We start from the raw sequence: 24918 nt of genomic DNA on the forward strand, positions 1-24918 counted from the left end.
GAATTGGAAAGACATCCGCCATGGCACAAACCAACTTCAACGACATCCTCGCCTTCGTGGCCGTGGCCCGCGAAGGCAGTTTTACCCGGGCGGCGGCCAAGCTGGGCGTGTCCCAGTCGGCCCTGAGCCAGACCGTGCGCGCGCTGGAAGAACGGCTCGACTTGCGCCTGCTGGTGCGCACCACGCGCAGTGTCTCGCCCACGGAAGCGGGCGAACAGCTGCTGCGCACGGTGGCGCCCCGCTTCGACGAGATCGAGGCGGAACTGGCCCTGCTCAGCGAGCGGCGCGACAAGCCGGCCGGCAACATCCGCATCAGCGCGGGAGAACACTCGGCGCTGACGGTGCTGCAGCCGGCCATCGCCCGTTTGCTGCCGGACTATCCCGACATCAACATCGAAGTCGTCGTCGACAACGGCATGACCGACATCGTGGCCGCGCGCTGCGACGCGGGCGTGCGCCTGGGCGAGCAAGTGGCCAAGGACATGATCGCCATGCCCATCGGTCCCGATTTCCGCATGGCCATCGTCGCTTCGCCCGCGTATTTCAGCCGCCATGCGCCGCCCGCCACGCCGCAGGACTTGATGGCGCACAACTGCATCAACATGCGCCTGCCCACCCTGGGCGGCCTGTTTGCCTGGGAGTTTGCCAAGCATGGGCAGGAACTGAAAGTGCGGGTGGAAGGGCAGATGATCTACAACAACATGGCCATGCGATTGCATTCGGCGCTCGATGGACTGGGCGTGGCTTGCATGGCCGAAGACGTGGTGCTGCCCTATGTGGCCGATGGCCGCCTGGTCCGCGTGCTGGACGACTGGTGCCCCACGTACGCGGGCTACAAGCTGTATTACCCGAGCCGGCGCCACCCTTCTCCCGCGTTTACCTTGCTGCTCGACACCTTGCGCTATCCCCGGGTTTGAGCCAGCGCAATCCCGCACCGGGCATGCGCAGTCACCAAACGAACACGCGTTTACCGTGCGGCTGCGCAGGACTATAGTGGCATCTTTCCCACCTGTTCAAGGATCGCCATGAAACTCTTTTACTCGCCGGGCGCCTGCTCGCAGGCACCGCACATCATCCTGCGCGAAACGGGGGCGGCCTTCACCCTCGTGAAGGTCGACCTGGGCCAGCACCGCACGCAGGAAGGCGGCAATTACTACGACCTCAACCCGAAAGGCCAGGTGCCGCTGCTGGCGCTCGACGATGGCACGACCTTGAGCGAAGGCCCCGTCATCGCCCAGTACATCGCCGAACAGGCCGGCAGACAGGACCTGCTGCCGCCCGTGGGCAGTTTTGCGCGCTACAAGGTGCTGGAATGGCAGAACTACATCACGTCCGAGCTGCACAAATCGTTCAGCCCCCTGTTCGATCCCCGCATCGACGCCGCCACCAAGGCACTGTTCATCAAGCAACTGGGCAAGAAATACAAGTGGGTGGACAGCCGCCTGGAAGGCCAGGCTTACCTGACCGGCGACACGTTCACGGTCGCCGACGCCTACCTGTTCGTCATCACGGGCTGGGCGCCAGGCGTGGGCGTGGATTTGTCCGCGCTGGCGCAGGTGCAAGCTTTCCTGGCGAGAGTGGGCCAGCGCGACAGCGTCAAGGCGGCGCAGGCAGCGGAAGCATAGACCCGGGCGTCTTAAAAGCAGTGTTGCGGGGCGGGGAAAGACCGCTCCTTGACGGCGCCGACATAGGCCGTGAAGGCGCCGCCGATGCTGGCCTGCCCCGTCATGAAGTCGCGCACGAAGCGCGCCTTCTTGCCGGGAAACACGTTGAGCATATCGTGCATGACGAGGATCTGGCCCGAGCAATCGGGCCCGGCGCCGATGCCGATAGTGGGAATGGCCAGCAGTGCCGACACTTCCCGGCCCAGCGTGGCAGGGATGGCTTCGAGCAGCAGTAGCGCAGCGCCAGCCGCCTGCAGGGCCAGTGCGTCGGCTTTCAACACCGCCGCGCCTTCCGCCGTCTTGCCCTGCACCTTGAAGCCGCCCAGCTGATGCACGGATTGCGGCGTCAAGCCCAGGTGGGCGAACACGGGTATGCCCCGCTCGGTCAGGAAACGCACCGTGTCGCACAACCAGCTGCCACCCTCCAGCTTGACCATATGTGCGCCCGCCTGCATCAACTGGACGGCGTTGGCATACGCCGCTTGCGGCGTGGCATAGCTGCCGAACGGCATGTCGGCCGCCAGCACGGCCGTACGGTTACCGCGCGCCACGCTTGCCGTATGGTAAGCAATGTCGGCCACGCTGACAGGCAAGGTCGTGCCCTGCCCCTGCACCACATTCCCCAGCGAATCGCCGACCAGCAGCAGCTCCACGCCACAAGCGTTCATCAGGGTGGCGAAACTGGCGTCATAACAAGTCAGTGCGGCAATCTTTTGCCCCGCATCGCGCATTGCCAGCAAGGCTGGCGCCGTCAACGGCTTACTGTGCAGCAAGTGTGCATTGTGGTCTGGCGCGGGCATGCTTTTTCATTTCATTAAGTTAAGTTTTTTCGGACTTGCCGTGCATCACCATGATGGTTTGCTGCATCAGCGCGCACAAGGTTTCCTTGCCATCGCGCACGGCGAACACTTCGGCTTGCGTGACGATCAGGGTGCGCCCAGGGCGCACCACCTTGCCGCGCGCGATCAGTTTCTCGCCGTCGGCGGGCGCCAGCAAGTTCATCTTGTATTCCACCGTCAGCACGGATGCGCCGTCAGCCACCATGGTCATGGCCGCGTAGCCGGCGGCCGAGTCCGCGATCATGCCCACCACGCCGCCATGCACGAAGCCATGCTGCTGCTCGATGCCGCTCCAATGCGGCACATGGATTTCCGTGCTGCCATGCGCCACCACGGGCAGGCTGGCCTGGATCAAGGTCATGGCGTTCTGCAAATCAAAACTGGCGCGAACTTTGTCGGCGAATTGCGGATCGGGAAGTCGGGTCATGGCGGACTGCTTTCTCAAGTGAACAGGGAAAAATGACTACGGCTCCACTCTACCCTGCTTCTGACGCGCTGCGAACAACAGCGTCAGCGGGCCGCTTGCACTGACCAGCACGATGCCAGCCAGCACCAGCGCCGCGCCAAGGAGAAACGCCATCGATACATGCTCGTCCAGCAACATGGCGCCCAGCAGCACGCCGAACAGCGGCGTCAGGAAGGAAAAAATGCCCAGGCGCGATGCCAGGTAGCGGCGCAGCAAATGAAACCACGCCAGCAGGCTGGCAAACGAGACGATCACGGACTGGAACACCAGGTTGCCGATCACCAGGGGCGTGGCCGCGAAGTCCAGCTGGCCGAGCAACGCTGCCGCGCCCAGCAGCAGCACGCAGCCCGCCGTCAACTGGTACAGCACCACCTGCGTGGCAGGCACGTGCGCCAGGCGTGAACAGCGCACCACCAGGGTCGTCGCGCCCCAGGCCGCGCCAGCGGCCAGGCACAGCAGGTCGCCCAGCAAGCCGCGCGGGTTGACCGGCGCGCCCGCTGGCGCGGTGCCGGGCAAAAAGGCGACGACGATACCGGCAAAGGCCAGCGCTACGCCAGCCCATTGCAGCGGGGCCAGGCGCTCCGACGCCAGCCTGAAATGCAGGCCCAACGCCACAAACAGCGGACCCGTGTAGAGAAACACCACGGCATGCGCGGCGCTCGTATATTGCAATCCAGCTCCCAGCAGCACGTATTCGAGCGCGAACAGGCTGCCGGCCAGCAAGCCCGGGCGCCAGGCGGCGCGCGCTTGCGCCAGGTTTTCGCGGCGCGCCAGCATCAGCAGGCCCACCAGCATGGCCGCCAGGCCCGAACGCAGCGCGATCTGCAGTACGGGCGCCATGTCATGCGCGACCGCCTTGATACCCACCTGCTGCAAACTCCATACGAGGCACAGCAGGGTCATGACGACCACTGCCTGCCCATCCATTGCCTTGCGCGTTTCCACAGTATTCCTTCAGATAGTCGGCAGCAGGTAGTATGGCGGGTGCAGCTTTTCTTTATATAGTGAGAAACCGACAGCACCTCGCGCAATACAGCCACCCGCAAACATTTTCATGCCCGCTACCAAACACTTGCTGACCGCGCCCTACAACGGCGCCCTGCCCGCTCCCATCTGCTTTCGCAGCGCAGCCATGCCCGCTGCGGCCATGTATCCCAGCCACAGCCATTCCTGGGGCGAATTCGTCTATGCGCTTGGTGGCGTGGTGGAGGTGCTGGTGGCAGGAAAACACTATTTGGTGCCGCCCCAGTACGGCATCTGGCTGCCGCCGCGCGTGGCGCATACGGGACAAAACCGCCATCCCGCCTTCCACAGTTCGCTGTATGTAAGCGAAGAACTGTGCCGGGCGCTGCCTCCCGCGCCCTGCGCGCTGGCCGTCACGCCCTTCGTGCGCGCCATGCACGAGCACTTGCGCACCCACCCGCCCGGCTTGCCGCAGACGATCCATGAAGAGCGCCTCTTGCAGGTCTTGCTGGACCAGCTGGCGCGCGCCACGCCCGTGGGCAGTTACTTGCCCAGCTCGGATGACCCCATGCTGGGCAAGGTACTGGCCATGCTTGACAGCAACCCCGGCGACCACCGCCCGCTGGCCGCTCTGGCACAGGCTGTCAACACCACCGAACGCACCCTGATGCGCCGCTGCCAGCGCGACCTGGGCATGAGCTTTGCCCAATGGCGCGCGCGGCTGCGCGTCATCAAGGCCATGGCCATGCTGGAAGCGGGCCAGACAGTCGAAAGCATCGCGTTCGACCTGGCGTATGCCAGCTCCTCGGCCTTCATCACCATGTTCCGCAAGGTGACGGGAGAGACGCCGGACGAGTACCGGCGGCGCAGCACCTAGCCGAACTCGTCCTTCCCCCGCAAGCGTGCCCGCTGTGCGAAAATGCCCGCCTCTGCCATTGCCGGATTCCGCCCATGCCGCACGCTGTCCTCGCTACCCTTGCCACCCTTTCCGGGCGCGACGCGCGCCGCATCGCGCGCCATGCGCCGGCGGCCGACGCCGCCCGCTTTTTGCATCCAGTACAGCAAGCCTTGCTGCACCGGCGCGGCTGGCTGACGATGCTGGCGCCGCGCAGCGCGGGCGGCGCCGAGCTGCCCTTGCCGCAAGTGGTGCGCCTGGAAGAAGCCGTGGCTGCCATCGATGGCAGCATGGGCTGGGTGCTGACCCTGTGCGCGGGCGCCGGCTGGTTCGCAGGCTTTCTGGCGCCCGACATGGCGCGCGCCATCATCGGCACGCCCCGGGTCTGCCTGGGCGGCAGCGGCGCTGCCACCGGTGATGCGGAAGAAGAAGGCGACGGCTACCGTATCTCGGGCAGCTGGGACTACGCCAGCGGCGCGCCGATGGCCACCCACTTCACCCTGAACGCCAGGCTGCAGCGCGATGGCCAGCCCCTGCTCGATGCGGATGGCAAGCCGCGCATCCGCGCCTTCCTCGTGCCCGCCGCGCTGGTGCAACTGGTGCCCTCGTGGAACAGCATCGGCATGCGCGCCAGCGCCTCGCACAGCTACCGCATCGATGGCCAGTGGCTCAGCAAGGAACATGGCTTTGCGATCAGTCCCGACACCGCGACGGCCGACGGCCCCCTGTACCGCTACCCGTTTTACTCGCTGGCCTACGTGACCCTGGCCGCCAACGTGGCCGGCATGGCCGCGCATTTCATGCAGCTGGCAGAGGAATGCATGCGCCACCGCCGCCATGCGCGCGCCGGCTTGCCGCTGCTGGACGTGCCGGAAGTAGCCGCATTCCTGCAAGACAAGAAAGACGCCTGCGCTGCCGCCCGTGCCCGCTTTTATGCCGTGCTGGATGACAGCTGGGCAACGGTTGCCGCAGGCGCGGCCCTCGACGCGGACGGCATGCAGGCCGTGCAGGCCAGTTCGCTGGACCTGGTGGCCGCGTGCCGCGCCGCCGTCGATGGTCTGTACCCTTATTGCGGCCTGTACGCGGCCCGCGAAGACAGCGCCATCAACCGCGTGTGGCGCGATTTCCATACGGCCAGCCAGCATGCGCTGCTGCTGCCCTAATCTGCTTGCACGCCCGGCGCCGCATCGTCATTGAGCGCCTTAGCGCGGATAGCTGTCGTCGGTCACGTGTTCCAGCCAGCTGACGGCCCTGCCATCTTGCGCCTCCGCAATCGCAACATGCTGCATGGCGGACGTGGCCGTGGCGCCATGCCAGTGCTTGACGCCGGGCGGTATCCACGCCACGTCACCGACCGCCAGCGCCTGCAGCGGTCCCTGCCAGTGCTGCACCCAGCCATTGCCTTGCGTGACGATCAGGGTCTGGCCTAGCGGATGCGTATGCCAGGCCGTGCGGGCGCCGGGCGCAAAGGTGACGATGCCGCCGCCCACGCGGGCCGGAGACGGCCGCTGGAACATGGCGTCGACTTCGACCGTGCCCGTGAAATAGGCGGCGTCGCCCGTGATGGTGGGCATGGCGGCGGCGCGCGTGACGGTGACGGCGGCGTGCGTGGCAGCGGCCTCGGCAGACGCGGAGGCAGAAACGGCCCCGGCGGGCAGGCAAAGCGGCAAGAGTGCCGCGGCGTATCGATGCATGGGTGATTTCCTTTCTTGCCGGTAAGATCGGCTCCCAGAATGGGCGTGCCGCCGGGCAGCCGGCTTCGCCTGTCCTGGCAATCCAAGCTTAACAGCGCTGGCCCGCGCTGATTAGCGGCGCATAGCCACTAGGACCTATAAGCTGGGCTGATGAATGGACCGATGCGCAACTTGTTTCGCAGGAAAGGCAGGCGGACGCCATGCAGGCCGCATTGCCTGATAATATGCAGACATTGCTACTTCTCGCTCCCCTATCCATGCACGTCAACACGCTCAGCAGCCTGGCGCAACTTTTGGCCAGCGCCGAAACGGAAACCCTGGCCTTTCCCACCAGCATCAATACGGCACTGCTCCTGCAAAAGGAACTGGCCAACCCGGATTGCCACTCGGCCGACATCAGCCGGCTGCTGCTGTGCGAACCGACCTTGTCGGCGCGCGCCGTGGCGCTGGCCAATTCGGCCCTGTTCTCGCCCGGCCATACGCCCGCCATCACCAGCGTGCGCGCCGCCGTCGAGCGGCTGGGACACCGCAACCTGTATTCGCTGGCGACGGCGGCCGTCATCCGCCAGCTGAACGCGGGCATCCGCGACGACGCCTTGCGCGCCCGCGCCACCCAGTTGTGGGCGCACACCGTGCACGTGGCGGCGCTGGCGCATGGACTGGCCAGCGCCGTCACGCATACGGATGCCGATACGGCGCTGTTTGCCGGCATCGTGCATGAAGTGGCCGGCTTTTATTTGCTGGCCCAGGCCGACAAGACCCCGGGCCTGTACGCCCACCTGGAAACGCAGATGGCATCCGCCCTGGAAGTGATCGGCCGCTCGCTGATGCGCCAACTGGGCGTGCCGCAGCCGGTGGCCGATGCCGTCAATACCTTGCCCGGCTCGACCATCATGCTGCCGCCCGAGGGCTTGCGCGACACCCTGCTGCTGGCCAAGGCGCTGGCTCCCGTCCCTTCGCCGCTGCCGCAGGCCGGCATCACCGTCAGCGCGCAACTGCAAGCCTACCTGGAACACGATCCCGTGCTGCAGGCGCTGCGCACGCAGCCTTCAGCCGAAGCGAAGGGCCTGATCGAGGTACTGCTCAGCTGATGGCCGATCTGCTATGATGGCGCGGGCCGGGATGGACCCGGTCCGCTTTCATTGATGTCCACTGGAAAACTGCCTTGACTACCTCCACCTTACGCATGCTCGGCCTGGCCGCAGCTCTGACCATGGCGTGCAACGCCAACGCCGACAGCTTCGTTTCCTCGGCCTCCAGCGCCGGCTCCCAGTCGAGCGGCAGCATTTCCGACTCGCTCAACGGTTCGAGCAACAGCTCCTCGCGCGACAACAAGGTGGCCAATGGCCCCTACCGCATCATCGACGTGGCCGCCGTGCCGGGCCGCGACGGCATGACGCGCCTGACCATGCAGGCTGACGCCACGGCAACGCCGCTGGTGCTGGACTTGCCGCAAGCGGCGCTCGACAAGCAGCAGCTGGCGCAGGGCGACGTGGTGCATGCGCAAAACCGCGCCTACGGCATCGAATTCTCGCGCAACGACACGCGCGCCGCCTTCTTCCTCGTGCTGGCCGACGACTGGTACGGCGAAATGGCCACGCGTCCCGTCAGCCTTTGATTCGTTTTCTCCCGCGCCGCCCGGCACTGCTGCTGGGCGTTTGCGCCATCTTCAGCATGGGCGCCGCCCAGGCGGGCACCTCACTCGCCTCCTCGCGTTTTTGCGACCGCGCACAGGAACTCACGGCCACGGAACAGGATCGCCTGTTGCGCTTTGCCGCCGTCGTGCGCGAGGAACTGGCCGCCAGCGAAGGCAGCGTGGCCCTGATCAGCCGCTCCGGCCTGGACCTGGCCCGCTTCGGCATCCGCTATTCGCATGCGGCACTGGCCTGGCGCCACGACAACGACAGCGGCTGGTCTGCGCGCCAGCTGTACTACGCCTGTGACGAGGGCCGCCCGCGCATCTTCGACCAGGGCACGGCCGGTTTCGCCATGGGCACGGAAAACCCGGCGCTGGGCTACATCTCGCTCGTGAAACTGCCGGCCGAAACCGTGCCACCCCTGCGCCGCGCCCTGCTCGACCCCGTGCGCGTGCAGCAGCTGCTGGCAGGCCGCTACAGCGCCAACGCGTATGCCTTCAGCCTGAAATACCAGAATTGCAATCAGTGGGTGGTGGAATTGCTGGCCTCGGCCTGGGGCGAGCTGGCCGCCGGCAGCGACTTGCGCGCGCGCGCCCAGGACTGGCTGCGCGCCGCCCCCTATGCGCCCGCCCCCGTCGACGTGGGTGCGCGCTGGCTGATGCTCGGCTCCATCTTCGTGCCGCTCGTGCACATGGATGACCACCCGCCGGAAGCCATCGGCACGATGCAGCTGGAAACGAGCTTGCCGGCCAGCCTGGAAGCGTTCGCGCGCCAGCGCCTGCCCGCCAGCGAGCGCGTGGAAATCTGCCACGACGGCAAGCAGGTGGTGGTGCATCGGGGCTGGGAACCGATCGCCGACGGCTGCGTGCCCGGCGCAAACGACCGGGTCATCGCCCTCGACGATACCTAGCGCAGCATTCCCCAGGCAGACTAAGCGGCCAGGGCCGCTTCGACGTGATCCAGCAGGCGCGCTGATTCGAGCCCCTGCCCCATCTGGCGGGCCACCTCGCCGCACGCCAGCTTGACCTCGGGCGCGGCGAGCAGGCGCGCCAGCTGCCGCTGCATGCGCCCCGCCGACAGGCGCCTGGCCAGCAAGACATCCCCCACACCGAGCCGTTTGGCGCGCCAGCCGTTATCGAACTGGTCGTACGCGAACGGCACGATCAGTTGCGGGATGCCCGCGCGGAAGGCGTCCGCGCTGGTGCCGATGCCGCCATGGTGCACCACGGCCGCCGCGCGCGGCAATAGCGCCGCAAACGGTGCGTGCGCCTGCCACATGACGCTGGCCGGCATGTGCTGCGGCAGTTGCGCCGCATGGGGCGTGAGGAACAGGCCGCGCCGTCCCAACCGCCGCAAGACTGCGAGGGCGATGCTGAAATAGCGCTGCGCGTGCTGGTGCCCGGTACCGGGCGTAAACACGATGGGCGGCTCGCCCTCGCCCAGAAAACGTTCCAGCTCCGGTGGCAGCGCTGCAGCGCCATGCATGGCGGCGCCGGTGAAATAGGCTTGCGCGAAGTGCGGCGGCCAGTCCGCCTGCGGGGCGGCGAACCACGCGGGAAACAGCCCCAGCGAAGCGTCCGGCGCGGCCAGCATGTGTGCAAAAAAATGCGCTTCCGGCGGCAAGCCGTGCTGCGCGCGCGCGCCGTTCAGACCCGGCAGCATGACCGGATCGATCATGCCGCGGTGGATCATGCGCCACAGTGCCTGGCGCCAGGCCAGCGGCACCCAGGCGGGAATGCGCAAGGAGCCGGCTGTCAGGAAATCATGGCTGCTGCACAGGTTCGATGGCGCCAGATACGCCGCGACGATGCGCAGGTCCGGCCGCGCGGAGCGCGCCAGGGCCGCCATCGGCACGAGGATGGGATGGCACAGCACCACGCAAGCCTCATCGGCCGGCAAGCCTTGCACGACGTCGCGCACGGCGCCCAGGTGCGGCACGAGGCCATTCCACACCACGCCCCAGCCCTTGCGCTCATCCCACAGGCCGGAGTCGCCCAGCATGGCCTGGCCCTCTTCCGCGCTGCCGAAGGTGTGATATGGCAGCCGCGAGGCTTGCGCGGCCGCTTCCTGCCAGCCCGGCACCAGCAGCAGCACGCGCCGGCCCCGTTGCTGCAAGCCCTGCGCCAGCGCGATAAACGGCTGCATGTCGCCGCCGGTGCCGCTGCTGGCGACGATGACGAGCGGCGTCGTGGCGGCCTGGCCCGCCAACGGGTCAGCGCGGGGCAGCATCGAGCGCCTCGCCGATCGCATAGAAGCGCCCGCCGGCGATGTAGTGCAGGCTGCGCCAGGATGGATCGGCCTGCTCGAAATGCCAGTGCCCGTCGCGGAACACGCGCGTGTCGGCCCAGGCGCCCACCACTTCGCCGATGAACAGGTCATACGCAGTCTGGTTGTGCGCTTCGGGGATCAAACGGCAGGCCAGCCAGGCGGAACAGCCTGCGACGAACGGCACATCAACGCCGTCCATGTGAAACAGCTGCACGCCAGCGCGCGCCAGTTTATCGGGCTGCGCATCGAGGCTGTGCGTGCCGACGGCGTGGGTCAGTTGCAACTGCGCCGCCGTCGGCACCTGGATGACAAACGTGCCGCTGCCTTCGACCAGCGCGCGCGTGCGCGTTGCCTTGTCCAGCACCACGGTCAGTTTCGGCGGCGCGAAATCGAGGGCGCAGGCCCAGGCGGCGGCCATCACGTTATCGATGCCGGCGTGGCGGGCCGAAACGAGGATGGAGGGGCCGTGGTTGAGCAGGCGATACGCCTTTTCCAGCGGCACGGGGGCGATATGACCATGTTCAGGCTCCTCGCTTTTCAGAGACAGGAGCATATCCCACTGGTCGATGCCTGGCCCGAAGCCATCCGGCGTCACTTTGACTGTCTCAAAACCGAAGCGCGCATAAAAACGCTGCGTGTGCTGGCTGGTATTCATGCTCACGCGGGCGACTCCCGGCACGGCACGGATGGCGTCCAGGCGCGCCTGCGTCAGCGCGCGGCCCAATCCCTGCCCATGCAGATCCTGCGCCACCATCCCCCAGCACAGGCTGGCGACGCTGCCGTCCGCGTCCAGCGCATGGCCACCGCAGGCGACGATGCGCGCCTGTCCATCGATGATGCGCTCGATGATCCAGTATGGATGCGACCCTGCATCGAGCCACGCGGCAAAGCCCGCCCGCTCGGATGGATCGAAGAAGCGCGGCGTATTGCCGTCGAAGAGCGCGAGGCACCCAGCGCGGTCGCCGGCCTGGTAAGGACGTACTGTTTCCATTTTCCGTACTCAAAAGAACATGAACACCAATTATAAGGGGCGCGCGTTCAGACCAGCCGCTCCGAACTGACGACATGCCTGCCCGGGGCGGCGGCCAGCGCCGCTTCCAGCAAGGCGCTGGCGATGCGCGGCGCGGGATTGATGCGCCAGCGGCGCGGCAGCACCGGAGCCAGCACGCGCAGGATGCGCAAGGCGGCGCCCTCGCCCGCCCGCGCCTCCTCGCGTTCGCCGCCGATCAGGCCCGGCCGCACGTGCGTGAGCGATCTGAAACCCAGCGCTTCCAGGTCGCGTTCCAGCTCGCCCTTGACGCGGTTATAGAAGAAACGCGAGGCCGCGTCGGCGCCGGCGGCGGAATTGAGCGCATACGTGGGCGTGCCGGCCGCCAGCGCCAGCCGCGCCGCGGCCAGCGGATAGCCATGGTCGACCCGCCGGAAGGCCTGCCGCGTGCCCGCCACCTTCATGGTTGTGCCAAGTGTGCAGATGACGGCATCGGCCTGCCACCAGGGCGCATCCGCCGGCAAGCAGTCGAAATCGACAAGGGGCGCGTCCAGCTTGGGATGCGCCGGCAAGGCTTTGCGCACGGGCGCGACGATGGCCGTGACGCGCGCGTCACTCAGCGCCAGGCGCAGCACTTCGCGGCCCACCAGGCCCGTGGCGCCTATCAGTATCAGTTTCATTGTTTCTCCCCGCATGCTGGACGCCACACGATACAGCATCGGGCGCCCAGCCAGTGCATCAGGCGCCCGCGTGCGTGTGATAGATCTTGCTGACGATGGTCCACTCGCCCTGCACCTTGAGCAAATTGAAAAAGTCGGTAAAGCGGAAACCCGAGATATCGTCCGTATCGACGCGCGCGCTGGCCGCCGTGCCCACAATGTCGACGCGCACGATGGCCGCCTTTGCCTGAGGCGATGGCCGGAAGGCACTGTCGATGATCTCGAACAGGCCTTCGATGGGCCCGCCCGTCAGTTTATCACCGCCATCGACGCCGAAAATGGTGGCCTGGCTGCTGAAAGCCGGACGCATGATGCTGCTGTCGGCCTGCGCGCCGCCCGCATTGTATTGATTCAGCACGGCGACAATCGCCTGGTAATCCTGCACATACGTGGTGTTGTTCATGTTGCGCTCCTTGGGTGGGTGAAGAGAAATCAGAACTGGCTGGCGGGCCAGTCGGTGTAGCCGTTGGCGCCACCGCCGTAATACGCCTCGCGCGGCGCCACGGCCAGCGCCACGCCATGGCGCAGTCGCGCCACCAGATCCGGGTTGGCGATGAAGGGACGGCCAAACGCCACTGCATCGACCTTGCCTTGCGCGCGGCGCGCCAGCGCCAGCGGCAAGTCATAGTGGTTGTTGCCGATGTACGGGCCGTTGAACAGGGCCCGCAGCGCATCGAGGTCGACGCCATCGGGCACATCGCGCGAGGTGGCCGTGGCGCCCTCGACGAAGTGCAGGTAGGCCAGTCCATGCCGGTTCAACTGTTCGATCAGGTAGCCATAGGTGGCCATCACTTCGCTGTCGATCGGCGTGTTGCCCGCGTCGGGCGTGACGGGAGACAGGCGGATGCCGACCCGCGCCGCGCCCCACACGTTCACCACGGCCTGCGTCACTTCGAGCGTCAGCCGCGCGCGGTTTTCGATGCTGCCGCCATAAGCGTCCGTGCGCCGGTTGGTCGAGTCCCGCAAGAACTGGTCGAGCAGGTAGCTGTTGGCCGAATGCACTTCGACGCCATCGAAACCGGCGCGCAGCGCGCATGCGGCCGCATGCGCATACTGCGCGACGACCCCGGCGATTTCCCCCGTTGCCAGCGCGCGCGGCATGGACACGGGCTGCATGCCGCTGGCGGTGTAGGTGCTGCCCTCGGCCCGGATGGCCGATGGCGCGACGGGCGCGGCGCCATCGGGCTGCAGGCTGGCATGCGAAAACCGTCCCACATGCCACAGCTGGCAAACGATCTTGCCACCGGCCGCATGCACGGCATCGGTGACCAGCTTCCAGCCGGCCACCTGCTCGTCCGTCCATATCCCCGGTGTCAGAGCATAGCCGCGGCCCTGGGCCGAAATATTCGTCGCTTCGCTGATGATCAGGCCGGCGCTGGCGCGCTGGGCGTAATACTCGGCGTGCAAGGCGTTCGGCACGCCATCGTCGCCCATGCGGCTGCGCGTGAGCGGCGCCATGACGATGCGGTTGGCCAATGCCAGCGCGCCCAGATCGACCGGGGAAAATAAATCGCTTTCATGCTGTTCGGTCATCGTATTGCTTTCATGTTAAGTCAGAAAAAAACCGGAAATAACTGACCGGTCGTCTATTTAATAGTCAAAAAAACGGCTACGACAGCAGCCGTTGCGTGGTCGCCATGGCAGCGTCGAACGGTCCGCCGCTCCTGGCCACCTTGACCATCAGGGACGCGCCCAGCCACAACTGGTAAAGGGATTCGGCCAGCACGCGCGCCGGCGTCGTCGCCGCCGCCAAGGAACCGTCGAGATGGCCCGCTTCCACGCACTGCGTCAGGCGGTCCAGGATGGCGCCCGTACCGTGCTGCAGCACGGCGCCCATGTCCACGGACAAGTCGCACACTTCAGCGCCCAGCTTGACCACCAGGCACTTGCCTTCCGGCGCGCTGCTGGCCTGCGTCGCGCGCCAGTAGTCAAAATAGGCCAGCAAACGCTCGCGGGCATTGCCAGGCCCCGCCAGCAAGGCGTCGACCGTCTGTAGATAGGTGGTGAAATAGTCATCGAGCAAGGCTTGGCCAAACTCTTCCTTCGACTTGAAGTAATAGTAGAAGGAACCCTTCGGCACGCCGGCCGCCGCCACCAGTTCGGCCAGGCCCACGGCCGTATAGCCCTTCTCGGCCATCAAAGCCTTGGCGATGTCGATCAGGTGCTGGCGCATGTCGGCGGAAGATTTTTTGCTCATGCAGCCAGTATAGCAAAAAATCTGACCGGTCGTCTAGTAAACTATCTTCCCCTCTGACATCACCCCAGGCGCAGCGCCAGCGCGGCCAGGGTCACCAGCAGCACGGGCACGGTCAGCACGATGCCGACGCGGAAATAGTATCCCCAGGAAATGTGGATGTTCTTGCTGTCGAGCACATGCAACCACAGCAAGGTGGCCAGGCTGCCGATGGGCGTGATCTTCGGGCCCAGGTCGCTGCCGATGACGTTCGCGTAGATCATCGCCTCGCGCACGGCCCCCTGCGCCGTCGTCGGGTCGATGGCCAGCGCGCCGACGAGCACCGTCGGCAGATTGTTCATCACGGACGACAGCAAGGCCGTCAGCACGCCCGTGCCCATGGCCGCGCCCCACACGCCGTACTGCGCAAAGTGGTTCAGCATGTCCGTCAGGTAAGCCGTCAAACCCGCATTGCGCAAGCCGTACACGACCAGGTACATGCCCAGCGAAAAGACGACGATGTGCCACGGCGCATGGCGCAGCACGTGGCGCGTGGAAATCACGTGGCCCTTGCCGGCCACGCCCAGCAGCAGCGCGGCGCCCACGGCGGCGATCAGGCTGATGGGCACTCCCAGGTGTTCTTGCGAGAAGAATCCCACCAGCAGCAGCGCCAGCACCAGCCAGCCGGCGCGGAAGGTGCCCAGGTCGCGGATGGCGGCGTCCGGGCGCTTCAGCTGCGCCACTGCATAGTCGCGGGGAATATCCCGGTGAAAAAAGAGCAGCAAGGCCCCCAGGGTGGCGGCCACGGCGACGACGTTGACGGGCACCATCACGGACGCATATTCGGCAAAGCCGATCTTGAAGAAATCGGCCGAGACGATGTTCACCAGGTTCGACACCACCAGCGGCAGGCTGGCCGTGTCGGCGATGAAGCCGGCCGCCATCACGTAGGCCAGCGTGGCCTTGGCGGAAAACTTCAGCGCCCGCAGCATGGCGATGACGATGGGCGTCAGGATCAGCGCGGCGCCGTCATTGGCGAACACGGCGGAAACGAGCGCGCCCAGCAAGACCAGCAGCACGAACAGTTTTCGTCCGCTGCCCCCGCCCCAGCGCGCCACGTGCAGCGCGGCCCATTCGAAGAAGCCGGCCGCGTCCAGCAGCAGGCTGATGATGATCACGGCGATGAAGGTGCCGGTGGCGTTCCACACGATATGCCAGACGACGGGGATGTCGCCCCAGTGGATCACGCCGGCCAGCAAGGCGACACAGGCGCCGATGACGGCGCTCCAGCCGATGCCCAGGCCGCGCGGCTGCCAGATGACGAGGATTAAGGTGGCGAAAAAGATCAGGAAAGCGGTGAGCATGCGGCGAAGTTCCGTTCGATGCGGCGTCGCGGGCACCATGCGCCGCAGCCTGCGTATGTCAACAATATTTCCATAATACTGGAATTATTGAATCAAAGCAAAGCTGCGGCGCATTTTCTTACTTGAGCGCGATGGCGATATCCACCAGTCCCACCGTGCCGTTGCCGATGACGGACGCCGCCGGAGTGGCCGCGCCGCCGCTCAGCACTGCCGCGCCTGTCGCCAGGTCGATGCGGTACAGGGAACTGGGGCCCGTGGCGGCAGTGCGCAGGGCCGCCAGCGCCAGGCCGTTGGCGCCGCCCGCGATATCGAAGCCCACGTCGCCCGCCGCAGCCACGCCCAGCAGCCCCACATTGACGAGGGTACCGTCATTTGGCGGATTTTGCAGGGCGAGACTGGCGCTGGCTGTGTCGATATCGAACAGCATGGTGGCCGTCGTGCCGGCAAAGCTGTTGCTGTAGGCCGCCGCCGTCACGGCCGGCGTCGCCCCTGCCCGGTTGACGGCGCCATCGGTGGTGGTGGCGCCCGTGTCGACATTGATGCGCAAGCTTTGCCCCGTGCTGCCGATCACGCGCAGACGGTCGGCGACGGGGTTGAAATCGACGCCAAAGGCCGTGCCGGCGATGGCCGTGTAGGGTGCGCTGGCGTCCGCCGCATCGGCGGCCAGCGTCGCCTTGACCGTGGCCGCGCCAGTGGCCGGATCGATGGTGACGATGCGCCCCGCCGAGGAGATGCCGTACAGCAGGCCATCCTTGGGACGGATGTCAAAGCCCAGCAGGCGTTCGCCCGCCGCCAGCCCGGTGATGGCCACATTGGCATCCAGGGTGTTCGGCGTGGCCGTCTTGAAGGTGACGATGCGGGCGTCGTCCGTCAAGCCATAGGCGATGGGCGCGGCCGGCGCTTTCAAGGCGATGCCGCGCAATTCTTCCGTCACGCCGATGGCCGCCACCAGGGCCGCCGGCGCAGCAGCAGCCGCCAGGTTCAGGGTGTACAGGTTACGCACGCCGGCCACCGTCATGACGGCGTAGCCCGTATTCGTGCGGGCATCGATGTCGAAACCGGCCACGCCGGTGGCCGCCACGCCCAGCGGCACGGCACTGGCCAGGGTGCCGTTGTTGGGCGGATTTTGCGTGTACAGGGTGGCGTTGGCAGCGTCGATGACAAATAAAGTGGTACTGGCCGTGCCGGCGAAGCTGTTGGTATAGGCGGCGGCCGTGATGGCGGTGCTGGCCACGCCGCCGTTGATGCTGCCATCCGTCGTGGTCGCGCCCGTATCGACATTGATGCGCAAGCTTTGCCCCGTGTTGCTGACGATGCGCAGGCGGTCGGCCACCGGATTGAAATCGACGCCGAATTCCGTGCCGGCCAGCGCCGTGTACGGCGCCGTGGTGTCGCCCGCATCGGCCGCCAGGGTGGCTTTCACGGTGGCGGCGCCCGTCACGCCATTCAGGGTGTAGATGCGCCCCGTGCTGCCGACGCCATACAGCTGGCCATCGGCGGGACGGACATCGATGCCCAGCAGGTTTTCGCCGGCCTGCAAGCCCGTCACGGTGGCCGTGGTGCGGATGGTGGCTGGCGTGGCGCGGTCGAACGACAGCAGCTTGTTGCTGGCGGTGAGCACGAAGACATCGCCGGCCACCACCACGGGCGGCGGTGGCGTGACGACGACATCATCATGGTCATCGCCGCCGCAAGCGGCGAGCGACATGGCGACGGCGGAAACAAGCAGCAGCTTGGCAAATGGCAAGGTCGGTAATATCGGCATGATCGTGGCCCCTGAAAGAGTGGAAGTGCCGCTCGTGCCGCCGTTGCGGTGAGCGCACCCCTGTACTACGCGCCGTGCCGGCGTTTGGATGCAGTGGCACAAAAAAAAATTTCGGCTCGATTTATGGTTGTGTTTAGGCAACTTTTTCGGTGTATAGTCTTGGGCAGGAAAATCAACAACATGGAGCGGACCGTGGCAATCGTGTATCAGACAACAAAGTTGGAGGAAGCGCAGCTGAGCGTGGCACTGGTGGAACGCAGCCAGGCCGACCTGCTGGTGCGCCGCGTGGACAGCATCGGCCAGGCGCAAGGCGACGCCCTGTGGTACATCACCCATGACCGCCAGAGCGCCACCGTCATCGTGCGCTTCACGTCACCGAATACGGCGCAGGTAAAAGTCTGTCTTGTCGACGACGATGGCGAGGAGGGGTGGCAAGGGCGACGCCCGCGTAATATCCACCTGTAGCGCATGAAGGCCCGTGTACACTGACTTGAAGGAAGCATCGCCATGGATTTGATCTTGCTGGAACCCGGCAACCCGGAACTCGTGTTCGGCAAGACGCCGGACGGTGGCAGCGCCGGCATCGACGCCATCTGGCGCGATGCCGGCGCCCTGCAGGACCTGGGCCCGTGCATCGAGCTGGTCTCGCTGCACCAGGGCATGAAACAGCAGGTGACGACGGACGTCAGCAATTCGGCGCGCACGTCCGGACGGCCCGTGATCACGGAATTTACCTGCGTCAAATATGTCGACCAGACCTCCATCAAGCTGTATGAACTGTGCCTGCGCGCCGAGCCACTGGGCAGGGGTGCGGCCCAGCCGACCAGGCTGTACATCACCCGTTATTCGAGCGGCAAGACGGCCAACATCATCACCATTGCCCTGCGCGACGCCCTGATCAGCGAAATCCAGTTGCAAACCCATCCCGACGACACGCCCACCGAGCAGTTCAAGCTGAGCTTTACGGAAATACTCTGGAGCCACAGCGTGCAGCAGGCGGATGGCCAGCCCAGTACCCAGTACACGACAGGCTGGAGCCTGGCGCGCAACCGCCCGATCGGGGCGTTTACAGCGTAACAGACGGGATAAACGCATGGACGACGCTGCAAATTCGCCTGACATCGCCGACATCAGGAATGCCGGCCTGGTGTTGCTCCACCCGTTCCTGCCAGCAATGTTCCAGCGGCTGGACTTGCTCGCCACTGGCGGCGATGGCAGGCCGCAACTGCGCGGCGAACACGGCGCGCACGCCGTTCACTTGCTGCAATACCTGGTCGATGGCAGGAGCGATGCACCGGAGCAGCAATTGCTGCTGAACAAGCTGCTGTGCGGCCTGGAACCGGACTTCCCTGCTCCACCCGTCGACCTCGGCGAAGAAGAACGGGCCCTGTGCGAACAAGTGCTGGCCGCCGTGATGCGCCATTGGCCAGCGGTGGGACAAACCTCGCCCGAGGGATTGCGCCAGGTCTTTCTGCAGCGCGAAGGCCGACTGCAAAAAGGCGACGGGAAATGCACGCTGGCTGTCGCGCGCAATCCCTTCGATGTACTGCTGAGCCGCTTGCCGTGGAACCTGGCTGCCATCCGGCACCCGTGGATGCCGCAACCGCTGTTGATCGACTGGCCCGGCGCGTAGCCTGGCAAGCCCACGCCCGGCTGGCCGCCCCCCCCGCAAGGCGGGCTACTCCGCCAGCCCTCCCCCCAGCGCCTTGTACAGGGCCACGGACGACTTGAACTGGTCACGCCGCACGTCGAGCAGGGTTTGCTGGGCCGCATACGACTGGCGCTGCGCGTCGAGCAATTCCAGGCGGCTGTCCTGGCCCGCGTCGTAGCGCAGCTGCGACAGCCGCTGGCGCTGCTGCGCCGCGACCACCACGCGCTGCTGCGCATCGATCTGCTGCGCATACGTGGCGCTGCCGGCCAGCCCGTCGCGCACGTCGCGGAAGGCCGCCTGGATGGCCTGCTCGTATTGCAGCACGGCCACGTCCTTGCGCAAGCGCGACAGTTGCAATTCCGCGCGCAGCTGGCCGCCCTGGAACAGCGGCTGCGTCACTTGCGGCGCGAACGACCAGCTGCGCGCGCTGCCACGGAACAGGTCGCCGAGCTCAGGGCTGGCAAAGCCCAGCGACGCCGTCAGCGACAGACGGGGGAAGAAGGCGGCGCGGGCGGCGCCGATTTCCGCATTCGCCGCCACCAGCGCGTATTCCGCTTGCAGGATGTCGGGACGGCGCGCCAGCAAGTCCGACGGCAGGCCGGGCGGCAGCTGCGTCAGCACGGGCTGGCCATCGAGCGGGCGGCCCGCCGGCAAGTCCGTTGGCAACGGCGCGCCCAGCAGCAGTTCCAGGCTGTTGCGGGCCAAGGCGCTGGCCCGCTCGCGGGCCTGTACGTCCGCTTCCGCCGTGGCCGCCTGTCCTTCCGCTTGCGCCACGTCCAGGCCGCTGCCCTGCTGCGCGCCGTGCAGGCGCTGCGTCAGGGTCAAAGCCTGGCGCCAGTCAAGCAGGGTTTGCCGCGCCAGCGCCAGCTGCTCCTCGGCCAGCCGCTGTTCCAGGTACGCGTCGGCGACGGCGCCGATCAGGGCCATGTGCGCGGCGCGCTGGCCCTGCTGCGTGGCCAGGTAGCGCGCAAACGCCGCGTCCGACAAGGACCGCAGGCGGCCGAACAGGTCGATCTCGAACGCGCTCATGGCGATGCCGGCAGAAAATTGGCTTTGTACTGCGTGGTTTTGGGTCACCGCATCGGCGCCGCGCTGGCGCACGCCGCCGGCATTCGCGCCGATGGACGGATAGCGGCCCGCATCCTGGATCTGGTACTGCGCCCGCACGGCTTCCACGTTAAGGGACGCCACGCGCAAGTCGCGGTTGTTTTCCAGTGCGATGTCGACCAGGCGCTGCAGGCGCGCATCGAGCAGCATCTGGCGCCAGCCCAGGTCGGCCACAGTGTCGACCATGCCTGGCGCGGCGACCGCGCCATAGCTGGCCGGTATCGGCGCCGCCGGTTTGACCAGCGGCGGCGTCAATGAACACGCCGACAACAGCCCGGCGATCGGTAACAGATGAAACCAACGCATTACAACTCCCCTTCCACCGCCTTGACGGCGATGCGATTACTGCGTTTGTTGAAATAGCTGCCCATCTTGTCGACGGCGCCCAGCACCACGACAAAAAACACGGGCACGAAAAACACGGCCAGCACGGTGGCGGTAATCATGCCGCCGAACACCCCCGTGCCGATCGCATGCTGCGTTTCGGCGCTGGCGCCCGTGGCCAGCATCAGCGGCACGACGCCCAGCGCGAAGGCCAAGGACGTCATCAAGATCGGACGCAAACGCAAGCGGGCCGCTTCCACCGTCGCCTCGACCAGTCCCTTGCCCTGCGCCTGCAGCTGGCGCGCATATTCGACGATCAGGATCGCATTCTTCGCCGACAGGCCGATGATCGTGATCATGCCCACCTTGAAGAACACATCGTTCGGCATGCCGCGCAACATCACGGCCAGCACGGCGCCCAGCAAGCCCAAAGGCACGACCAGCATCACGGACACGGGAATGCTCCAGCTTTCATACAGGGCCGCCAGCACGAGGAAGACCACCAGCATCGACAGCGCCATCAGCATGGGTGCTTGCGACGCCGATTCCTTCTCTTGCAGCGACTGCCCCGTCCACGCCAGCGCGAAGCCGGGCGGCAGCTGTTTCACCAGGCGCTCCATTTCCAGCATGGCGTCGCCGCTCGATACGCCCGGCGCCGCGCTGCCCGAAATGCGCGCCGCAGGATAACCCTGGTAGCGCACCAGTTGCAGCGGCGACTCGCTCCACACGGGGCGCACCAGTTCGCCCAAGGCCACCATGCCGCCCGCGTTATTGCGGATGCGCAGGGCCAGCACGTCGTTCAACTGCATGCGCGACGGCGCATCGGCCTGGATGATCACCTGCTGCATGCGGCCCGCATTCGGAAAATCGTTGACATAGGTCGACCCCATGGCTGCCGTCAGCATGTCGGCAATGGCCGTAAACGACACGCCCAGCGCTTCCGCCTTGGTGCGGTCGATATCGAGGCGCACGCTGGCGCCCGGCGGCAAGCCGTCCGGATACACGCCCGCCACCTTGCTGCTTTGCGCGGCCAGGCCCAGCAGCTGGTTCTGCGCCGCCTGCAGGGCGTTGACACCCTGGTTGGCGCGGTCTTGCAGGCGCATGGAAAAGCCGGACGAGTTGCCCAGTTCATCGATGGCGGGCGGCATCAGGCTCATGATCACGCCCTCCTTCGCCTGCGACATGGCTTCCTGCGCCAGCGCCACTTCTTCCTGCGCCGTGGCGCCGTTGCGCTGTTTCCAGTCCTTCAGCATGGTGAAGGCCAGGCCCGCGTTCGGTCCCGCGCCGGAAAAGCTGAAGCCGAGGATCGACTGATTCACTTCGATGCCGGGCCGCGTGGCCACGTGCTGCTCGTACAGTTTGACGACATCGAGCGTGCGCTCCATGGTGGCGTCGGACGGCAGCTGGATCGAGGTGATGAAGTAGCCCTGGTCTTCTTCCGGCAAAAAGGCCGAAGGCAGCTGCATGAAGGCCACGCCCAGGGCCGCGACGATGGCGCCATACACGACCATCGAACGGCCCGCGCGTTTGAGCATCGCCACCACGCCCTTTTCATAGCGGGCCGTCATGCGGTCAAAACAGCGGTCGAACCACAGGAAGAAGCCCTTCTTGTCATGGTCGTGCGGACCGATCGGTTTCAACATGGTCGCGCACAGGGCCGGCGTCAGGGTCAGCGCCAAAAAGGCCGAGAACAGGATCGACACGGCCATGGCCAGGGTGAACTGGCGGTAGATGGCGCCCACGGAACCGCTGGCCAGCGCCATCGGGATGAACACGGCCGTCAGCACCAGGGTGATGCCCACGACGGCACCGGTGATTTCGCGCATGGCCTTCGACGTCGCCTCCTTCGGCGACAAGCCTTCGGTCGCCATCAGGCGCTCGACGGCTTCCACCACGACGATGGCATCGTCGACGATGATGCCGATCGCCAGCACCATGCCGAACATGGTCAGCACGTTGACGGAATAGCCGGCCATCAGCATCACCGTGAAGGTGCCCATCAGGGCAATCGGCGCGACGATGGCGGGAATCAGCGTGTAGCGTATCTTTTGCAGGAACAGATACATGACGAGGAACACCAGCACCATCGCTTCCAGCAGGGTCACGACGACCTTTTCGATCGAGATCTTCACGAACGGCGCCGTATCGAACGGCACCGAATACTTGATCCCTGCGGGCATCGTGTGTGCCAGTTCGGCCATGCGCGCGCGCACGGCGCTGGCCGTCTGCACGGCGTTGGCGCCCGGCGACAGCATGATGGCGGCGCCCGAAGCGGCCTGGCCGTTTTCGCGGATACTGAAATTGAAGCTTTGCGCGCCCAGCGACACTTTCGCCACGTCGCCGATCGTCACTTTCGAGCCATCCGCATTCGCGCGCAGCACGATGGCGGCAAATTCGGCCGGCGTTTGCAGCTGGCCCTGCACCGTCAGCGGAATCGTGACGCGCTGGCCGTGCACGGCGGGCGAATCGCCCAAGCGGCCCGGGGCGATCTGCGCATTCTGCTGCGCCACCGCTGCCGTCAGCTCGCCCATGGCGATGTTGTACGACACCAGCTTGGCCGGATCGACCCAGATGCGCATGGCCCGCTCGGAGCCGAACAGCTGCACCTTGCCCACGCCGGGAATGCGGCGCAGTTCTTCCGTCACGTTGCGCGCCAGGTAGTCGCCCAGCGCCACTTCGTCATGCTGGCCATTCTCGGAAATCAGGCTGACGATCATCAGGAAGCCGGACGATGCCGACTCCACCGTCAAGCCATTTTGCCGCACGGCTTGCGGCAGGCGCGGTTCGATGGCTTTCAGGCGGTTTTGCACGTCCACCTGCGCCATTTCCGGGTTCGTTCCCGGCTGGAAGGTGACGGTGATCGAGGCCGAACCCGAGGTATCGGTGGACGACTCGAAGTACAGCAGGTGCTTGACGCCCGACAGTTCGCGTTCGATCAGACCCACCACGGAATCGTTCATGGTTTGCGGCGTGGCGCCAGGATAGTTGGCGCTGATGCTGACGCTGGGCGGCGCCACCGAAGGGAAGCGCGCAATCGGCAATTGCGGTATGGCGATCAGTCCGAACAGGACGATGAAGACCGCCACCACCCACGCAAAGACGGGGCGGTTGATGAAAAATTGAGGCATGTCGTTACACTTTCAATATGTACGGGTCAGCGCACGGCGCTGACGGCAGGTGCGGCGGCAACGGCTGCGGCGCGCTTCCATGGCTGCGGTGCGGCGGTGGCGCCCGGCTGCAAGCGTTCCTGGCCTTCGATGACGACGGTTTCGCCAGCCTTCAAGCCGCCGTTGACCACGTACTGGTGGTCGATCACGTCGCCCACGCTGATGGGTTTAAGACTTGCTTTGTTCGTGCCATCGAGCACCCAGGCCTGCGCCTGGCCGCCGCTGCTGTGCAAGACGGCTTGCTGCGGCAGCAGCACGCCATCTGCCTGCACGGCGCGGGCGATGCGGGCGCGCACGAACATGCCCGGCAGCAGCTGGCGCTGCGGATTGTCGACCAGCACGCGGATGACGGCGTCGCCCGTGCCCGCATCGACGCTGATGCCGGAGAACAGGATGCGGCCCGTGACGGGATGCGGCTGGCCGTCCGCGCCGAGGATAGTCACGGGCAGCTTGTCCGCGCCGCCGGTGCCGGAGGCTTGCAGCGCGGCCAGCGCGGCGGCCGGCTGGCGCACGTCGACATACACCTTGTCGATCTGCTGGATGCGCGCCATCGGCGTGGCATCGGCCAGGCCCACGAGCGCGCCTTCCGTCACCAGTTCGGAGCCGATGTGCCCGGCAATGGGCGCCTCGATGCTGGCAAAGGCCAGGTCCAGGCGGCGGCGCGCCAGGGCCGCGCGCGCCTGGGCCACGGTGGCCACGGCTTGCTCGCGCTGGGCCACGGCATCGTCATACGCCTGGCGGCTGATGGCGTCCGCTTCCACCAGCGGCTTCAACCTGTCGGCCTGGCTGCTGGCGCGGTTCGCCGTGGCCACCGCATGCTGCAGGGCGGCGGCGGCCGAATCGACGTCCGCCTGGAATGGCGCCGGGTTCAGCTGGAACAGCTTCTGCCCCGCTTTCACTTCGGCGCCCTGCTCGAACTGGCGGCGCAGCACGATGCCGCCCACTTGCGGGCGGATGTCGGCCGTGCGGAAAGCGGCCACCCTGCCCGGCAATTCATCGCTGAGGACGACAGGCGCCGCTTGCAGCTTGAGCACAGTAACGGCGGCGGGCGGCGCGGCGCCTTCTTCCGGCGCGGGTTTGGAACAGGCGGCAAGGCTGAGCAGTGCCGCGGCGATCAACATGTTTTTCTTGGTGAGGTGGCTCGGATGCATGGTCTTTCTCTATGGCAGATCCCAACCGGCGGTCCGGTCGACAGATAACAAGAGCATAGAAGGCCAAGATGGATGTTCCGTCA

At 66.3% G+C, this 24918-nt stretch carries 25 protein-coding genes and 1 pseudogene; 10 read left to right on the plus strand and 16 right to left on the minus strand.

Annotation, left to right across the window (positions count from 1 at the left end):
* The first annotated feature begins 20 nt into the window (after positions 1–20).
* The gene (locus tag IGS58_RS14710) at positions 21–917 is read left to right on the plus strand and encodes a LysR family transcriptional regulator (RefSeq protein WP_070256453.1); all 897 of its coding nucleotides are present in this window, start codon (positions 21–23) and stop codon (positions 915–917) included.
* Between the two features lie 108 nt (positions 918–1025).
* Positions 1026–1625, plus strand: coding sequence for a glutathione transferase GstA (gene gstA / locus IGS58_RS14715; RefSeq protein ID WP_230521872.1), 600 nt, complete (start codon positions 1026–1028; stop codon positions 1623–1625).
* Between the two features lie 11 nt (positions 1626–1636).
* Here gstA and panB read toward each other — a convergent pair whose 3' ends face one another.
* The 3 genes from panB to IGS58_RS14730 are packed head-to-tail and all read right to left on the minus strand — an operon-like array spanning position 1637 to position 3914.
* On the minus strand, positions 1637–2464 hold the full coding sequence (panB, locus tag IGS58_RS14720; RefSeq protein ID WP_230521873.1) for a 3-methyl-2-oxobutanoate hydroxymethyltransferase: 828 nt from the start codon (positions 2462–2464) through the stop codon (positions 1637–1639).
* 19 nt (positions 2465–2483) lie between these two features.
* The gene (locus IGS58_RS14725) at positions 2484–2930 is read right to left on the minus strand and encodes a PaaI family thioesterase (RefSeq protein ID WP_070256458.1); all 447 of its coding nucleotides are present in this window, start codon (positions 2928–2930) and stop codon (positions 2484–2486) included.
* A 36-nt stretch (positions 2931–2966) separates the two neighbouring features.
* Positions 2967–3914, minus strand: a complete 948-nt coding sequence (locus IGS58_RS14730) for a DMT family transporter (protein WP_070256460.1) — start codon at positions 3912–3914, stop codon at positions 2967–2969.
* Positions 3915–4023: 109 nt separating this feature from the next.
* Here IGS58_RS14730 and IGS58_RS14735 point away from each other — a divergent pair, with 109 nt between their 5' ends.
* Positions 4024–4809 carry an AraC family transcriptional regulator gene (locus tag IGS58_RS14735; RefSeq protein WP_230521874.1) on the plus strand — a complete coding sequence of 262 codons (786 nt, stop codon included), beginning with the start codon at positions 4024–4026 and terminating at the stop codon, positions 4807–4809.
* A gap of 74 nt (positions 4810–4883) precedes the next feature.
* A complete protein-coding gene (locus IGS58_RS14740; protein ID WP_230521875.1) occupies positions 4884–5990 on the plus strand; it encodes an acyl-CoA dehydrogenase in 1107 nt (368 codons plus the stop codon).
* A gap of 39 nt (positions 5991–6029) precedes the next feature.
* Here the strand turns inward: IGS58_RS14740 and IGS58_RS14745 are convergent, their stop codons facing one another.
* The gene (locus tag IGS58_RS14745) at positions 6030–6521 is read right to left on the minus strand and encodes a (R)-mandelonitrile lyase (protein ID WP_230521876.1); all 492 of its coding nucleotides are present in this window, start codon (positions 6519–6521) and stop codon (positions 6030–6032) included.
* A 257-nt stretch (positions 6522–6778) separates the two neighbouring features.
* On the opposite strand from IGS58_RS14745, the gene IGS58_RS14750 reads away from it, so the two are divergent.
* The 3 genes from IGS58_RS14750 (at position 6779) to IGS58_RS14760 (ending at position 9068) form a co-directional block, all read left to right on the plus strand.
* Positions 6779–7612, plus strand: coding sequence for an HDOD domain-containing protein (locus IGS58_RS14750; protein WP_230521877.1), 834 nt, complete (start codon positions 6779–6781; stop codon positions 7610–7612).
* A 95-nt stretch (positions 7613–7707) separates the two neighbouring features.
* The gene (locus tag IGS58_RS14755; RefSeq protein WP_034788152.1) at positions 7708–8139 is read left to right on the plus strand and encodes a hypothetical protein; all 432 of its coding nucleotides are present in this window, start codon (positions 7708–7710) and stop codon (positions 8137–8139) included.
* Between the two features lie 56 nt (positions 8140–8195).
* A complete protein-coding gene (locus tag IGS58_RS14760) occupies positions 8196–9068 on the plus strand; it encodes a DUF2145 domain-containing protein (protein ID WP_099387546.1) in 873 nt (290 codons plus the stop codon).
* A 20-nt stretch (positions 9069–9088) separates the two neighbouring features.
* Here IGS58_RS14760 and IGS58_RS14765 read toward each other — a convergent pair whose 3' ends face one another.
* The 9 genes and pseudogenes from IGS58_RS14765 to IGS58_RS14805 all read right to left on the minus strand — a co-directional run bounded on the left by IGS58_RS14765 (position 9089) and on the right by IGS58_RS14805 (position 17435).
* Positions 9089–10387 (minus strand): glycosyltransferase, encoded by a 1299-nt coding sequence (locus IGS58_RS14765; protein ID WP_230521878.1) that lies wholly within the window; start codon positions 10385–10387, stop codon positions 9089–9091.
* Positions 10371–10979, minus strand: a complete 609-nt coding sequence (locus IGS58_RS14770; protein ID WP_230522237.1) for a flavin reductase family protein — start codon at positions 10977–10979, stop codon at positions 10371–10373. The genes IGS58_RS14765 and IGS58_RS14770 overlap by 17 nt, the downstream gene beginning before the upstream one ends.
* A 9-nt stretch (positions 10980–10988) precedes the next feature.
* A pseudogene (locus IGS58_RS14775) lies at positions 10989–11417 on the minus strand (GNAT family N-acetyltransferase); the annotation flags it as partial.
* Between the two features lie 47 nt (positions 11418–11464).
* Positions 11465–12094 carry an NAD-dependent dehydratase gene (locus tag IGS58_RS14780; RefSeq protein WP_230521879.1) on the minus strand — a complete coding sequence of 210 codons (630 nt, stop codon included), beginning with the start codon at positions 12092–12094 and terminating at the stop codon, positions 11465–11467.
* Between the two features lie 58 nt (positions 12095–12152).
* On the minus strand, positions 12153–12536 hold the full coding sequence (locus IGS58_RS14785; protein ID WP_070256481.1) for a nuclear transport factor 2 family protein: 384 nt from the start codon (positions 12534–12536) through the stop codon (positions 12153–12155).
* Positions 12537–12565: 29 nt separating this feature from the next.
* Positions 12566–13666: an alkene reductase gene (locus IGS58_RS14790; RefSeq protein ID WP_230521880.1), complete on the minus strand. Its 1101-nt coding sequence runs from the start codon at positions 13664–13666 to the stop codon at positions 12566–12568.
* A 76-nt stretch (positions 13667–13742) separates the two neighbouring features.
* Complete coding sequence (locus IGS58_RS14795; RefSeq protein WP_230521881.1) at positions 13743–14330, minus strand: TetR/AcrR family transcriptional regulator; 588 nt, start codon at positions 14328–14330, stop codon at positions 13743–13745.
* Positions 14331–14389: 59 nt separating this feature from the next.
* Positions 14390–15670, minus strand: coding sequence for an arsenic transporter (locus tag IGS58_RS14800; protein ID WP_070256487.1), 1281 nt, complete (start codon positions 15668–15670; stop codon positions 14390–14392).
* A gap of 118 nt (positions 15671–15788) precedes the next feature.
* On the minus strand, positions 15789–17435 hold the full coding sequence (locus tag IGS58_RS14805; protein ID WP_230521882.1) for a DUF4394 domain-containing protein: 1647 nt from the start codon (positions 17433–17435) through the stop codon (positions 15789–15791).
* A gap of 192 nt (positions 17436–17627) precedes the next feature.
* On the opposite strand from IGS58_RS14805, the gene IGS58_RS14810 reads away from it, so the two are divergent.
* Genes IGS58_RS14810 through IGS58_RS14820 form a run of 3 tightly spaced genes read left to right on the plus strand, consistent with a single transcriptional unit; the run spans position 17628 to position 19068 of the window.
* Positions 17628–17900, plus strand: coding sequence for a DUF6150 family protein (locus IGS58_RS14810; RefSeq protein WP_070256573.1), 273 nt, complete (start codon positions 17628–17630; stop codon positions 17898–17900).
* A gap of 42 nt (positions 17901–17942) precedes the next feature.
* Entirely contained in the window at positions 17943–18512 is a 570-nt protein-coding gene (locus tag IGS58_RS14815; protein WP_230521883.1) for an Hcp family type VI secretion system effector, read from the plus strand.
* A gap of 16 nt (positions 18513–18528) precedes the next feature.
* Positions 18529–19068 (plus strand): contractile injection system tape measure protein, encoded by a 540-nt coding sequence (locus tag IGS58_RS14820; protein WP_230521884.1) that lies wholly within the window; start codon positions 18529–18531, stop codon positions 19066–19068.
* Between the two features lie 45 nt (positions 19069–19113).
* Here the strand turns inward: IGS58_RS14820 and IGS58_RS14825 are convergent, their stop codons facing one another.
* Genes IGS58_RS14825 through IGS58_RS14835 form a run of 3 tightly spaced genes read right to left on the minus strand, consistent with a single transcriptional unit; the run spans position 19114 to position 24835 of the window.
* The gene (locus IGS58_RS14825) at positions 19114–20499 is read right to left on the minus strand and encodes an efflux transporter outer membrane subunit (protein ID WP_230521885.1); all 1386 of its coding nucleotides are present in this window, start codon (positions 20497–20499) and stop codon (positions 19114–19116) included.
* Entirely contained in the window at positions 20499–23645 is a 3147-nt protein-coding gene (locus tag IGS58_RS14830; protein ID WP_230521886.1) for an efflux RND transporter permease subunit, read from the minus strand. Before IGS58_RS14830 ends, IGS58_RS14825 begins: the two co-directional genes overlap by 1 nt.
* Positions 23646–23671: 26 nt before the next feature.
* Positions 23672–24835 carry an efflux RND transporter periplasmic adaptor subunit gene (locus IGS58_RS14835; protein ID WP_230521887.1) on the minus strand — a complete coding sequence of 388 codons (1164 nt, stop codon included), beginning with the start codon at positions 24833–24835 and terminating at the stop codon, positions 23672–23674.
* Between the last annotated feature and the right edge of the window lie 83 nt (positions 24836–24918).

This window comes from Janthinobacterium sp. EB271-G4-7A (assembly GCF_020858075.1).
Classification (GTDB): Bacteria; Pseudomonadota; Gammaproteobacteria; order Burkholderiales; family Burkholderiaceae_D; genus Janthinobacterium; species Janthinobacterium lividum.

What these genes read in the sequence shown, in the direction of transcription:
- IGS58_RS14710 (WP_070256453.1), top strand. Translation starts at nt 21, where the DNA reads ATGGCACAAACCAACTTCAACGACATCCTCGCCTTCGTGGCCGTGGCC.
- gstA (WP_230521872.1), top strand. Translation starts at nt 1,026, where the DNA reads ATGAAACTCTTTTACTCGCCGGGCGCCTGCTCGCAGGCACCGCACATC.
- panB (WP_230521873.1), bottom strand. Translation starts at nt 2,464, where the DNA reads ATGCCCGCGCCAGACCACAATGCACACTTGCTGCACAGTAAGCCGTTG.
- IGS58_RS14725 (WP_070256458.1), bottom strand. Translation starts at nt 2,930, where the DNA reads ATGACCCGACTTCCCGATCCGCAATTCGCCGACAAAGTTCGCGCCAGT.
- IGS58_RS14735 (WP_230521874.1), top strand. Translation starts at nt 4,024, where the DNA reads ATGCCCGCTACCAAACACTTGCTGACCGCGCCCTACAACGGCGCCCTG.
- IGS58_RS14740 (WP_230521875.1), top strand. Translation starts at nt 4,884, where the DNA reads ATGCCGCACGCTGTCCTCGCTACCCTTGCCACCCTTTCCGGGCGCGAC.
- IGS58_RS14745 (WP_230521876.1), bottom strand. Translation starts at nt 6,521, where the DNA reads ATGCATCGATACGCCGCGGCACTCTTGCCGCTTTGCCTGCCCGCCGGG.
- IGS58_RS14750 (WP_230521877.1), top strand. Translation starts at nt 6,779, where the DNA reads ATGCACGTCAACACGCTCAGCAGCCTGGCGCAACTTTTGGCCAGCGCC.
- IGS58_RS14755 (WP_034788152.1), top strand. Translation starts at nt 7,708, where the DNA reads ATGCTCGGCCTGGCCGCAGCTCTGACCATGGCGTGCAACGCCAACGCC.
- IGS58_RS14760 (WP_099387546.1), top strand. Translation starts at nt 8,196, where the DNA reads ATGGGCGCCGCCCAGGCGGGCACCTCACTCGCCTCCTCGCGTTTTTGC.
- IGS58_RS14765 (WP_230521878.1), bottom strand. Translation starts at nt 10,387, where the DNA reads ATGCTGCCCCGCGCTGACCCGTTGGCGGGCCAGGCCGCCACGACGCCG.
- IGS58_RS14770 (WP_230522237.1), bottom strand. Translation starts at nt 10,979, where the DNA reads ATGCTCCTGTCTCTGAAAAGCGAGGAGCCTGAACATGGTCATATCGCC.
- IGS58_RS14780 (WP_230521879.1), bottom strand. Translation starts at nt 12,094, where the DNA reads ATGAAACTGATACTGATAGGCGCCACGGGCCTGGTGGGCCGCGAAGTG.
- IGS58_RS14785 (WP_070256481.1), bottom strand. Translation starts at nt 12,536, where the DNA reads ATGAACAACACCACGTATGTGCAGGATTACCAGGCGATTGTCGCCGTG.
- IGS58_RS14790 (WP_230521880.1), bottom strand. Translation starts at nt 13,666, where the DNA reads ATGACCGAACAGCATGAAAGCGATTTATTTTCCCCGGTCGATCTGGGC.
- IGS58_RS14795 (WP_230521881.1), bottom strand. Translation starts at nt 14,330, where the DNA reads ATGAGCAAAAAATCTTCCGCCGACATGCGCCAGCACCTGATCGACATC.
- IGS58_RS14800 (WP_070256487.1), bottom strand. Translation starts at nt 15,670, where the DNA reads ATGCTCACCGCTTTCCTGATCTTTTTCGCCACCTTAATCCTCGTCATC.
- IGS58_RS14805 (WP_230521882.1), bottom strand. Translation starts at nt 17,435, where the DNA reads ATGCCGATATTACCGACCTTGCCATTTGCCAAGCTGCTGCTTGTTTCC.
- IGS58_RS14815 (WP_230521883.1), top strand. Translation starts at nt 17,943, where the DNA reads ATGGATTTGATCTTGCTGGAACCCGGCAACCCGGAACTCGTGTTCGGC.
- IGS58_RS14820 (WP_230521884.1), top strand. Translation starts at nt 18,529, where the DNA reads ATGGACGACGCTGCAAATTCGCCTGACATCGCCGACATCAGGAATGCC.
- IGS58_RS14825 (WP_230521885.1), bottom strand. Translation starts at nt 20,499, where the DNA reads ATGCGTTGGTTTCATCTGTTACCGATCGCCGGGCTGTTGTCGGCGTGT.
- IGS58_RS14830 (WP_230521886.1), bottom strand. Translation starts at nt 23,645, where the DNA reads ATGCCTCAATTTTTCATCAACCGCCCCGTCTTTGCGTGGGTGGTGGCG.
- IGS58_RS14835 (WP_230521887.1), bottom strand. Translation starts at nt 24,835, where the DNA reads ATGCATCCGAGCCACCTCACCAAGAAAAACATGTTGATCGCCGCGGCA.